Genomic DNA, 12,433 nt, shown 5'->3' with positions numbered 1-12,433 from the left:
AATCGGCATTTAAGTGACTGACAGTGCGCTATCGCGAGCAGGCTCGCTCCCACATGGGCATTGCGTTTTACTTGTTAAGCAGTTCCAGGCGCTCACGCACCGCCGCTTCGATCCCGGCCTCATCCAGCCCGCACTCGGCCAGCATCTGCGCCGGCTTGGCGTGCTCGACGTAAACGTCCGGCAAGCCCAGGTGCAGCACCGACTTGAGGATGTTCTCGCGGGCGAGGAATTCGCTGACCGCGCCACCAGCGCCGCCCATGATCGCGTTTTCTTCGATGGTTACCAGCAGATCGTGGCTGTTGGCAATCTCGCGCACCAGCGCTTCGTCCATCGGCTTGACGAAACGCATGTCGACCACGGTCGCGTCCAGCGTCTCGGCGACCTTCAGGGCTTCGGCCATTTGCACGCCGAACACCAGCAGGGCGACCTTGCTGCCCTGACGACGCACCACACCCTTGCCGATCTCGATCGGTTCGAGGTCTTTTTCGATGGTCGCGTTCGGGCCGTTGCCGCGTGGATAGCGCACCGCCGCCGGGCCGTTGTACAGGTGGCCGGTGGTGAGCATTTTGCGCAGTTCGTTTTCATCGCTCGGGGTCATGATGACCATGCCCGGGATGCAGCGCAGGAACGACAGGTCGAAGCTGCCGGCGTGGGTCGGGCCGTCTTCGCCCACCAGACCGGCGCGGTCGATGGCGAACAGCACGTCGAGGTTCTGCACCGCGACGTCATGCACCAACTGGTCGTAACCGCGTTGCAGGAACGTCGAGTAGATCGCCACCACCGGTTTCGCGCCTTCGCAGGCCATGCCGGCAGCGAGGGTCACGGCGTGTTGCTCGGCAATCGCCACGTCGAAGTAGCGCAGCGGGAAGCGTTCGCTGAACGCCACCAGATCCGAGCCTTCCTTCATCGCCGGGGTGATGCCCACCAGTCGCGGGTCGGCAGCGGCCATGTCGCACAGCCATTCACCGAACACGCCGGAATACTTCGGCCCGCCGGCCTTTTTCGGCGCAGCGGCCGGGGCGTCCAGCGGTTCGAGCTTGGTGATGGCGTGGTAACCGATCGGGTCGACTTCCGCCGGGGCGAAGCCTTTGCCCTTTTTGGTGACGATGTGCAGGAACTGCGGGCCTTTCAGATCGCGCATGTTGCGCAGGGTGGCGATCAGGGTCGGCAGGTCGTGGCCATCGATCGGGCCGATGTAGTTCCAGCCCAGTTCCTCGAACAGGGTGCCGGGGACCAGCATGCCCTTGGCATATTCTTCGGTGCGGCGTGCGATTTCCCAGGCGCCGGGCAGGCGCGACAGCACTTTCTTGCTGCCCTCACGCATGCTCGCGTAGGTGCGGCTGGAAAGGATTTTCGCCAGATAGTTCGACAGCCCGCCGACGTTGCGCGAGATCGACATGTCGTTGTCGTTGAGGATCACCAGCATGTTGGCGTCGACTTCCGGCGCATGGTTCAGCGCCTCGAACGCCATGCCGGCGGTCAGTGCACCGTCGCCGATCACCGCAATCGCCTTGCGATCACTGTTCTGCAGGCGGGCGGCGATGGCCATGCCCAGCGCTGCGCTGATCGAGGTGCTGGAGTGGCCGACGCCGAATGTGTCGTACTCGCTCTCGGAGCGGCGCGGGAAGGCGGCGATGCCGTCCTTCTGGCGCAAAGACTCCATGCGCTCGCGACGACCGGTGAGGATCTTGTGCGGATAAGCCTGATGACCGACGTCCCACACCAGCCGGTCGTCCGGGGTGTCGAAGACGTAATGCAACGCGATGGTCAGCTCGATGACGCCCAGGCCGGCACCGAAATGCCCACCGGTCTGGCCGACCGTGTAGAGCAATTCCAGGCGCAACTCATCAGCCAGGGTTTCCAGCTCGGCTTCGCCTAACCGGCGCAGGCCGTCCGGCGTATTAGCGCGGTCGAGCAGGGGCGTGGTCGGGCGCTTGCGGGGAATCTCATGAAACGTCGTGGGCATCAGGCGAATCGTTATAGGTATAAAAGATGCGGCAGTTTACCTGATGCATCGCCCCCTGCCCACGCGTTGGTCTTTTTTGGCAGATAAGCCTTCAGTTGCGCCGGTCGACGATATACCGGGCCAGATCGCGCAACGGCTCGGCAGCCGCGTCAAACGGTCGCAGCGCGTGCAGGGCCTGATCGCGCAGTTCCAGTGCGTAAGCCTTGGCCGCGTCGAGGCCCAGCAGGGCCGGGTAAGTTGGCTTGTCACGGGCAATGTCGGCGCCCTGGCGTTTGCCGAGGGTTTCGGTATCGCTTTCGACGTCGAGGATGTCGTCCTGGACCTGGAATGCCAGGCCGATGGCCTGTGCATAAGTCTGCAGGGACTTGAGTTCATCCCTCTCGGCACGGCCGCTGGCCAGGGCGCCGAGCTTGACGCTGACTTCGATCAGCGCGCCGGTCTTGTGCCGGTGCATCTGTTCCAGCGCTTTCTGATCAAGCTTGAGGCCGACCGAACCGAGGTCGATGGCCTGACCGCCTACCATGCCGGCCGGGCCCGCCGCGTGCGCCAGCGCTGTGACCTGTTGCAGGCGGATGTCCGCGCTCAGGTCGCTCAGACGCGGGTCGAGCAGGGCGCTGAACGCCAGGCTCTGCAAGCCGTCGCCGGCCAGAATCGCGCAAGCTTCGTCGAATTTCTTGTGGGTGGTCGGCTGGCCGCGACGCAGATCGTCGTCGTCCATCGCTGGCAAATCGTCGTGCACCAGCGAATACGCGTGAATCAGCTCAACCGCACACGCCGCGCCGTTGGCCTGTTCAGCCTTGCCGCCAAGGGCTTCACACGCCGCGTAAGCCAGAAGCGGACGCACGCGTTTGCCACCGTTCATCACGCTGTAGCGCATGGCTTCATAGAGACGCGCCAGTTCTGGCAGCGGGGCGTTGAACAGGGTTTCCAGTGCCGCATTGACCCGTGCCTGGCTGGTGGCCGAATACGCTGCAATCATTCTGGCTGATCCGCGTCGAAGGGTTCCTCGGCGAGTTCGCCATCGCGCTCCAGCAACACCTGGACCTTCTGCTCGGCCTGGGCCAGCGCCGCCTGGCAGTCACGGGTCAGGCCGATGCCCTGCTCGAAAGCGGTCAGCGAGTCTTCCAGCGACAATTCACCGTTCTCCAGACGCTCCACCAGCGTTTGCAGGTCGGCGAGGGACTGTTCGAAATCCAGTGCAGCTTTTTTGCGGGCCATGGCGGCTAATTCCGGTTGACGTTAAACCGGCGCGACACTAGCAGATAGGGGGGGTATGGGCAAATGAGCGGGCCGACGGACAAGGGTGTCAGTCGGTCGATTCGCCAGGATATTGAATCTGATACCGAGTGCTGCGTCCGCCGCCCGGAAGACGTTGCAGGCAGCCCTTTTCCAGCAGTTCCGCCAGATGTCGGGTCGCCGTGGCCTTGGAGACTTTTGCCACGGCCTGATACTGGGCCGCACTGATACCGTGCTCGAAACCGCGTTCACCACCGTCGAGCAGGCGGTTGAGCACTTTGATCTGCTCCACCGACAGCTCGGATTCCCGGTGCGTTTGCCAGAAACGTGACTTGCCCAGAACGCCTTCAATCCGCGCGATGGCCTGTTGCAGACTGCGCAGCAGGGTTTGCAGGAACCATGCGAGCCAGTCGGTGATGTCCAGCGTGGCTTTCTGGCTGGATTCGAGAATCCGGTAATAGCCCGCACGATCATCGAGAATGCTGGCGGACATCGCATAAAAACGAATGGCCTGCGCTTCGCCTTGAGCCAATGCCAGATCGGTGAGGGTGCGAGTCAGGCGCCCGTTGCCGTCATCGAACGGGTGCAAGGTGACGAACCAGAAATGCGCGATGCCTGCTCGCAGCAAAGGATCGAGGCCTGCCTGATGCTGACTGGCGTCGAACCATTTGAGAAAACTGTCGAGTTGTCGCTCGAGGCCTTGTCGCGGTGGCGCCTCGAAATGCACGGTCGGGCGGTCGATTCGCCCTGAAACCACCTGCATCGACTCATCGCCGCGTAAAGCGCCGACATTGATCGCGCGCGCGAAGAATCCGTTTTCCTGTTCTGGAAACAGCCACGAATGCCATTCCAGCAGACGCTCCAGCGTCAGCGGTTCGGCGAAGCGCCGGGTCGCATCAAGCATGAGCTGCGCCAGCCCCTCGCTGCGTTGACTGACTTTGTCGCCATCGGGTAATTCCAGCCCCAGGCGCCGTGCCAGCGAAGATCGCACGGATCCGACATTCAACTGCTCACCCTCGATGGCCGAGGAGGTCACGATGTTTTGCAGCAAAGCGTCCAGCTCTGTCTGCGCGCTCAGTGAATGGCTCACCGATCCCGCCATGCCCATCAATTGACCTTGTGCCTGAACACACTCGCGCAACAACGGTGCCAGGCATTCCGCCTGCCAGTTGAAGTCGGGCCAATCAGGCTGCTGCCAGATCCAGTGAGTCGCCATTAATTGCTGATCCTGAGTGCGTGAGCCGATTGGAAACGCTATTCGGCTCATTTCGTGAGCCGAATATGACGCCTAATCGGCTCATCGTCCACTGGTCGCCGTGATTCCTACCGCAAATCCAGATGTATCCGATTGTTAAAAAACTGCCGAATCGCTAACCTTCGCGCCTTCTACGACCCGACAGTCACGGGTCTTTCAGACGAAACGCAGTAACGCCCACTGTGAAGCGCCGAGGATCGGGTGCAAGGTTTCGTTCAGGCATGGCAGGAGGCATCACATGCGTTCACTTCTTTTGCTGCTGATCGGGTTGGCCTGCGCGCCCGCGCTGCTGGCGGCGCCGAGCGCGGAGCTGTCGGAGCCGGTGGGCGGCTGGCGCTATCACGGGCTGCTCGATCGCACGGAAAACCCGCAGGTCGCCTATCCCACGCCGCCCATCGATCGAGGCATCCAGCGCAATCGCACAATGATCCAGGGTCAGCTCAAGGCGATCGGGCATCTGCGCCCGCCCCACAGCCTGGCGGTGAATGGCAATCCACTGAATCTGTACACCGACGACCAGGGCCGTTTCGCCCGGCCGTATGCGTTCGGCGCCGGCTCCAACAGCGTCGAAGTGATCAGCGCCGACGGCCAGTCGCTCAAGCGCGTTCAATTCTACGAAGCCAATAACCTGCGCACGCCGGCGCGGATCCGCGTGTTGCTCGGTTGGGACGACCCTAAAGCCGAACTCGACCTGCACGTCATTACGCCTGACGGCCAGCACGCCTTCTGGGCGCGCCCGGCGATGAGCAACGGCGGCGGCCTCGACCCCGACGGCGTCGATGGCCCCGGCCCGGAAATGTTCACCATGACTGCGCCGCTGCACGGCACCTATCTGGTTTACGTCAACTATTGGGGCAACTTCGGTAACGGCGGCTATAACTTCGAGGAGACCAGCAACCAGAACGAGGTCATCACCTCGCAAATCACGCTGGTGCTCAACGAAAACACCGTCGACGAAAAACGCGAAACGTTCATCGTGCCCCTGCGGGCCATCGGTGATCTGCTGCTGGTCAAGACTTTCAACTATTAAGCATCCCGCCACGGATGAACTCGGGTTCTGGAAAGATGAGCGATAACACTGCTGCACCGGCCGCCGTAACACCTGTCGGCAAACCTTCCCGGCGCTGGCCGTTACTGGCGGTCGGGCTGTGCCTTGTCGCCGGCGTGGCGGGCGGGCTCGGCTGGCTGATGCACAAACCCAAGGCGCCGCCGGCGGAACTGGCCAGCGACAAGCTCGGCTTGAGCCGCCCGGACGCGCTGCTGGAAACCCGCTCCCTGAGCCAGTTGCCGAAGGACCTGCTGACGGTGCCGTTCCTCAAGGCCACGCTTACCGAGGATTTCGTCTTCTATTACGAAACCCACGCCGACCGTCTCGGGTTGATCGGCAGTCTGCGGCGGATCATTTACGAGCATGACCTGAAGTTGCAGGACAGCCTGATCGAGCAGCTCTTCGATCAACCGGCAGACGTGGCGTTGTGGCGCGGCGCCGATGGTCGCCTGAAGGATTTCCTGCTGGTGATGGATCGCGGCGGCCTGGCCAAGGTGCTGGAGCCGCTGGCGAAAGTCGCCCTGGATGATTCGCAACTGAGCGTGCTCAGCACCCTGAAAGCTGGCGGCGACGAAGTGCCGCTGTATCAGCTGACCTACAACGCCGGCAAATCCCTGTTGTTCGCCTCCCGTGGCGACAAACTGGTGGTGCTGTCCAATCCGGCCAAATTCTACGACCCGGAAAGTGGTGCTTCGGAGGACTCCGGTCACGTCTCGCCGCAGGCGCTGGCGGCGTTGCTCAATGGCGAAAAACTGTTCCCCGAAGCGTTCGGATTGCCGGCCAAGACGCCGGAAACCAAGCAGCGGCTGTCGGTCAATTCCAGCGTCCTGGCCATGGGTTATCAGCGTTTCATTCCGAACTTCGCCGGCCTGCGTTTCGACATGGATGACAAGGGCTGGCACAGCTATCTCGCCATGGACGAACTGGAGAACCAGCCGGACTTCGATTTCAAACCGGTCTGGCAAGCCATGCCGCTGGGCGCCAGCGCCTGCGTGACCTTGCCGGTGGCCGCCGAACCGCAAAAACCGTTGCTGGTGAAACTCGGCGCCGAAGAAGCCGTGGCGCAAAAGCTCACCGAACACGTGGCCGGCGCGGCGGGTCTGTGCTGGTACGCCGATTCGCGGCTGTACACGCCGTTGCTGGTGGCCAGTCTGAACGACGAAGACAACGGCAAACTCGACGCAGATATCGGCACGCTGTTCGATTCGATGGTCGGCGCCTACGAAGGCAAGGTCGACGAACACGCGTTCCCGGTGGTCGAGAAGCAGGAAGGCCAGAGCCACCTCTGGCAGCGTCAGGTCAGTTCCAACTTCGGCCCTTACGCGGCCAAGGATGCCGAGAATCCGGACGCGATCACCGGCCGTGCGTTCATGAAAGTCAGCCTGGCGCGCCACGGTTCGACGCTGCTGTTTTCCCTCGACGACAAACTGGTCGACAAGGCCCTCGGCACCCTCGACAAACGCTTCCCGCCGATGGCCGACGTACTGCCCAAAGACGTGCTGATGCCGATCTACTTCGGCCCGGATTCGATGGCGCAACTGATCCAGCAGGAAACCCTCGACAGCCTGCCGCAGGACATGGAGCCGGTGTTCTACAACGCCGCGCAAACCTACCTGATCCCGAAACTGCGCACTCTCGGCGGCATGGGCAAATACGCTCTGACCCTGCCTGAAGGCAGCGAGCCTGACGGTCACTGGCAATGGCTGCCGCTGGAGTGGAAAGCGCTGTGACTGCATTGATTCGCAGCCTTGGCCTGCTGGCGTTGTTGCTCAGTGCCGGTGCCCGAGCCGTTGAGGCTCCGGCCCTCGATCCGCAGCAGTCCCAGGTGTTTCGTGCCTGGTTCGTGCGCATCGCCCAGGAACAATTGAGCAAAGGCCCGAGCCCGCGCTGGTATCAGCAGGACTGCGCGGGACTGGTGCGTTTCGCCGCCAACGAAGCGCTGAAAGTCCACGACGACAAATGGCTGCGCAGCAATGGCGTGTCCAACCGCTACCTGCCGCCGGAGCTGGACCTGAGCGCCGATCAGCGCAAGCTCGCCCAGCAATGGCAGCAGGGCGGCGGCAAGGTCGGGCCGTACGTCAACGCGATCAAACTGATTCAGTTCAACAGCCATCTGATCGGCCGCGACGTGTCCCAGGCACGGCCCGGCGATCTGATGTTTTTCGATCAGGGCGACGACCAGCACCTGATGATCTGGATGGGCCGCTACATCGCCTATCACACCGGCACGACCACCCCAACCGACAACGGCATGCGTTCGGCAAGCCTGCAGCAACTCATGACATGGAAGGACACCCGATGGATACCCGACGCAGCCAACCCCAACTTCATCGGCGTCTATCGACTGAACTTTCTCTCCCAATGACCGGTGCCCGCATGCTGCGTTTACTGCCTTTTCTGTTGCTGTTGACCCTGCCGTTTTCGGCCGTCAATGCCGAAGACACCGTGGAGCCAAGCGGCTACACGCCGGTGTCCGGTGAAAGCTTTTTCCTGCTGGCCGACAGCAGTTTCGCCGCCGACGAACAGGCGGTGGTACGCCTCGAAGCACCGGGTCGCGACTATCGCCGTTTCCGCATGGAGCCGTACGGCGGCGCCGATATCCGGGTGTACAAGATCGACAAGCCGCTGGACTTCCTCAAGCGCCAGAAGAACCTGCACCGCGTGGTCAGCGACGGCCAGTTCAAGGGTGAAGGCCTGTCGAACACCCTGGCGTACCTGTGGGACAACTGGTACCGCAAATCCCGTCGGGTGATGCAGCGTGCGTTCTCTTACGAGTCGCGCCAGCAAGTCACCGAGGAAGTGCCGGAGCTGAAGATGGGCAATGCCATCGCCGCGCCGACGCCGTACGACGCGCAACCGCAGTTCGCCCTGATTCCGGGTCTGCCGGTGGTCAGCCAGTTCCGTTATCCGCTGTGGCAAGCGAAGCCGATCCAGCCGCCGACCGGCGTCAATCTGGCCGGGTCTTCCAGCGAGTTTGTCAGCGTTGCGCCGGGTAACGTCTACATCCCGCTGGGCAATCTGAAACCGGGCCTGTATCTGGTCGAAGCGCTGATTGGCAAGTACCGCGCAACCACCATGGTTTTCGTTTCCAACACCGTGGCGGTGAGCAAGATTGCCGGTGATGAATTGCTGGTGTGGGCCGCGCGCAAACACGAAGGCAGCTCGGTGCCGAAGGTCAACGTGCTGTGGACCGACGGCCTCGGCGTGATGAGCAGCGGCGCCACCGATACCGATGGTCTGCTGCGCCTGAAACACGTCAGCCCGGAGCGTTCGTTCGTGATTGGCGAGGACGAAGAGGGCGGTGTATTCGTCTCGGAAAACTTCTATTACGACAGCGAAATCTACGACACCAAACTCTACGCCTTCACCGATCGGCCGCTGTATCGTCCGGGTGATTGGGTGTCGCTGAAAATCGTCGGCCGTGAATTCAAGAACGCGCGGGATTCGGTATTGCCGGGCGCGGCGGACGTCAATGTCAGCGTGCTCGATGCGACCGGCACCGAGTTGCAGCGCCTCGATCTGAAACTTGATTCCAAGGCCGGCACCCAGGGCCGTTTCCAGTTGCCGGACAACGCCGTGGCCGGTGGTTACGAGCTGCGTTTCAACTACAAGGATCAGGCCTACAGCAGCGCGTTCCGGGTGGCGGAGTACATCAAGCCGCACTTCGAAATCTCGCTGAATCTGGCCAAGCAGGATTACCGCACCGGCGAGCCGGTGAAGGGCAGCCTGGTGCTGCTGTACCCGGACGGCAAACCGGTGGCCAATGCCAAACTGACCCTGAGCCTGCGTGCCCAGCAACTGTCGATGGTCGACAACGAGCTGCAATACCTCGGGCAATTCCCGGTGGAACTGACCAGCACCGAACTGACCACCGACAGCAAGGGCAACGCGACCCTCGACCTGCCGCCCGCCGACAAACCGAGCCGCTACATGCTCACCGTGTTTGCCAGCGACGGCGCGGCGTATCGGGTCAAGACCACCAAGGAAATCCTCATCGACCGCGGCGCCGCCAGCTTCCGCCTGAGCGCGCCGCAGCGTTTCAGCACGGTCGGTGACAAAGTTGCGTTCAGCTACGCCAACGAGGGTGGCAGCGAACAGGCGCAGGCCGTTGTGCCGAGCAGCTACAGCTGGGTGCGTCTGGAAGACCAGACCACCGGCGAAGGCAAACTGGCGGCGAAGGACAAAGGCTTCAGCGTCGCTTTCGATCGCCCGGGCACCTACAACCTGTCGCTGAAAGATCAGCACGGCCGGGTGCTGGGTGCGACCGGTCATTCGGTCACCGGCGACGGCGTCAAGGCTGTGCCGGGCACCGTGGAAATCGTCCTCGACAAACCCGAGTACAAGGCCGGCGATGAAGCGCTGGCGCTGATCACCTTCCCCGAGCCGGTCAGCGATGCACTGTTGTCGCTGGAGCGCGACAAGGTCGAAGCCACCGCGCTGCTGGCCAAGGGCGGCGACTGGCTGAAACTGGAAAAGCTCAGCGATACCCAATACCGCGCACGCATTCCGGTGAAGGACAATTTCGCGCCGAACCTGACGTTCTCCGTGCTGTACACCAAGGGCGGTCAGTACAGCTTCCAGAACGCCGGGATCAAGGTTGTTGCGCCGCAGATCGACGTGGCGATCAAGACCGACAAAGACACCTATCAGCCGGGCGATACCGTGACGGTCGATCTGACCACGCAGTTCGCCGGCAAGGCAGTGCCGGCCCACCTGACGGTCAGCGTGGTCGACGAAATGGTCTATGCGCTGCAACCGGAAGTCGCGCCGACCATCGACCAGTTCTTCTATCACCCGCGCCGCAACAACGTGCGCACCAGCGCCAGCCTGTCGTTCATCAGCTACGACGTGGCGCTGCCGGGCAGCCCCGGCGCACCGGGCAAAGCCAACCGCAGCGAGCGTGGGGTGAAAGTGCTGGAGCGGCCGCGTCGCGAAGACGTCGATACCGCTGCGTGGCAGCCGGAATTGCTGACCGACGCTGACGGCAAAACCCGTTTCACCTTCAAGATGCCGGACTCGCTGACCCGCTGGCGCATCACCGCGCGAGCGATTGCCGATGACGGTCAGGTCGGGCAGAGGAAGCAGTTCGTGCGCTCGGAAAAACCGCTGTATCTGAAGTGGAGCGGGCCGAGCAAATTCCGCAAGGGCGATCAGCCGCAACTCGGCGTGTTCGCCTTCAGCCAGGCCGAAAAACCGGTCAAGGCCGAGCTGGTGACGCACTACGCCGGCGCCGAACAGCGCTTGCCCGTGACGCTCAACAACGGCATCAACTACCTGCCGCTGCCGGCCTTCGCATTGGCCACCGGCGAATTGACCGCCGAGCTGGTACAGGACGGCAAGACCGCCGACGCCCTCGCGGTGCGCCTGACCGCCACCGGTGAAGGCTGGCAAGTGACCCAGACCCAGAGCCTCGACGTGGCCAGCGGTGACACGCCGCTGAGCCTGCCGGCGGACGCCACCGACATTCGGCTGCGTCTGGATGACAGCCCGCAAGCGCTGTTCCGTTCCGCCCTCGACGATCTGCTCAGCTATCCGTACGGCGGCGTCGAGCAGACCGCCAGCCGTTTGCTGCCGCTGAGCATCGCTTATCCGTCGCTGGCGTCGAGCCCGCAGATCCGCGACCGCTTGCGCCTGATCATGCAGAACAGCCGTCTGCGCCTGGTGCAAATGGCCGGGCCGTCGGCGAGCTTCACCTGGTGGGGTTTCGATGGCGAGCCGGATGCGTTCCTCACCGCTTACGCCTATTACGCCGACTGGAACGCCAGCCAGGTGCTGGATCTCACCTTGCCACCGGAGCACTGGCAGCGGGTGCTGGAGGTCTACGCCAAGCAGGCGCCGAACACACCGTTGCTGCAACGGGCGCTGATCCTGTCGTTCGCCAAGCAGATGCATTTGCCGGTCAACACACTGCTCAGCGGTTTGCTGGACGATCTGGCCAAGGCCGGGGAAGGCAATGCCGAAACCCTGATGGACGACGGCGAAGACAATCTGGTGATGGGCGATCCGGATTCGGCGCTGGGTCTGGCGGCGGCGCGGGTCTTGGCCGCATCGTTGGCCACCCAGTCGAAAGTCGCTTTGCCGGACGCGTTCAATCGTCAGCTGGGCGCTGCGCAACAGCGCTTGTCCGTCAGTTCGCAGCCGTTTGCCGAAGCGCTGAACCTGTCGCTGCAACCGTTCGATCAGGCTCGTGCGACAGCGTTGTTGCAACGCCTGTTGCCACAGCAATCGACCCTTGAACGTGCGCTGGCGCTGACCTGGCTGCAACGCAGCATCGCCCAGGCCTCGCCGACCATCGCGCTGGCTCCGGGCGAAGGCTGGAAGAAAAACTACGGCGCGACCGGCGAGATGTACTGGACGTGGCAAGGGACTGCGCCGGTGCCGAGCGTGTTGTCGGTGTCGGGCACTCAGGAGCGTCCGTTGCGTGCCGCGCTGAGCTTCCAGACCCAGCAACCGGCGGTCGATCCGATGGCCGTCACTATCACTCGTCGCCTATCGCGTCTGGTGCCGGGTGATGAAGCGTTCACCTTCAAACTGGAGCCGGTCGGCACTAAACCGCTGTCCAGCGACAGCCTGTACCTGGACGAGGTGATCCTCACCAGCAAAGCACCAAAACCGCTGCGCTACGGCATGCTCGAAGTACCGCTGCCGCCGGGCGCGGATGTCGAGCGCACCACGTGGGGCATCAAGTTGCAGGGCAAGGACGGCACCGAGCCGACCGCGCTGGAGAAGGCGCGTTTCGAGCCGGGTCAACTGGCCTATGCGGTGCCAGTGGATGCGCTGAGCGGCGAATTGCGTCTGCGCCATTTGGTGCGGTTCTCGCAGAAGGGCCAGTTCAACCTGCCGCCGGTGCGTTTCACTCAGGTCTACGCGCCGCAGCATCAAGCCCGCGAAGCGAAAGCGGCCCTCGGTCAGGTCACGGTCAACTGAC

At 62.9% G+C, this 12,433-nt stretch carries 8 protein-coding genes; 4 read left to right on the top strand and 4 right to left on the bottom strand.

The window, feature by feature from the left end; translation table 11 throughout:
• Positions 1–67: 67 nt before the first annotated feature.
• The 4 genes from dxs to CAF80_RS25180 all read right to left on the bottom strand — a co-directional run bounded on the left by dxs (position 68) and on the right by CAF80_RS25180 (position 4,418).
• Entirely contained in the window at positions 68–1,966 is a 1,899-nt protein-coding gene (gene dxs, locus CAF80_RS25195) for a 1-deoxy-D-xylulose-5-phosphate synthase (RefSeq protein WP_085668093.1), read from the bottom strand.
• A 91-nt stretch (positions 1,967–2,057) separates the two neighbouring features.
• Positions 2,058–2,945, bottom strand: a complete 888-nt coding sequence (gene ispA, locus CAF80_RS25190; RefSeq protein WP_007955546.1) for a (2E,6E)-farnesyl diphosphate synthase — start codon at positions 2,943–2,945, stop codon at positions 2,058–2,060.
• Complete coding sequence (locus tag CAF80_RS25185) at positions 2,942–3,184, bottom strand: exodeoxyribonuclease VII small subunit (RefSeq protein WP_007894317.1); 243 nt, start codon at positions 3,182–3,184, stop codon at positions 2,942–2,944. The genes ispA and CAF80_RS25185 overlap by 4 nt, the downstream gene beginning before the upstream one ends.
• An 88-nt stretch (positions 3,185–3,272) precedes the next feature.
• The gene (locus CAF80_RS25180) at positions 3,273–4,418 is read right to left on the bottom strand and encodes a Fic family protein (RefSeq protein WP_085668092.1); all 1,146 of its coding nucleotides are present in this window, start codon (positions 4,416–4,418) and stop codon (positions 3,273–3,275) included.
• A gap of 277 nt (positions 4,419–4,695) precedes the next feature.
• On the opposite strand from CAF80_RS25180, the gene CAF80_RS25175 reads away from it, so the two are divergent.
• Genes CAF80_RS25175 through CAF80_RS25160 form a run of 4 tightly spaced genes read left to right on the top strand, consistent with a single transcriptional unit; the run spans position 4,696 to position 12,432 of the window.
• Positions 4,696–5,487, top strand: coding sequence for a YfaP family protein (locus CAF80_RS25175; RefSeq protein ID WP_085668091.1), 792 nt, complete (start codon positions 4,696–4,698; stop codon positions 5,485–5,487).
• 35 nt (positions 5,488–5,522) lie between these two features.
• The gene (locus tag CAF80_RS25170; protein ID WP_085668090.1) at positions 5,523–7,235 is read left to right on the top strand and encodes a DUF2138 domain-containing protein; all 1,713 of its coding nucleotides are present in this window, start codon (positions 5,523–5,525) and stop codon (positions 7,233–7,235) included.
• Complete coding sequence (locus tag CAF80_RS25165; protein ID WP_039771902.1) at positions 7,205–7,870, top strand: DUF1175 domain-containing protein; 666 nt, start codon at positions 7,205–7,207, stop codon at positions 7,868–7,870. Before CAF80_RS25170 ends, CAF80_RS25165 begins: the two co-directional genes overlap by 31 nt.
• Positions 7,867–12,432, top strand: coding sequence for an alpha-2-macroglobulin (locus CAF80_RS25160; protein WP_085668089.1), 4,566 nt, complete (start codon positions 7,867–7,869; stop codon positions 12,430–12,432). The genes CAF80_RS25165 and CAF80_RS25160 overlap by 4 nt, the downstream gene beginning before the upstream one ends.
• Position 12,433 lies beyond the last annotated feature (1 nt).

Origin of the sequence: Pseudomonas sp. B34(2017) (assembly GCF_002112915.1) — a bacterium.
GTDB lineage: Bacteria > Pseudomonadota > Gammaproteobacteria > Pseudomonadales > Pseudomonadaceae > Aquipseudomonas > Aquipseudomonas pharyngis.
This window is presented reverse-complemented; position numbering and strand designations above follow the sequence as displayed.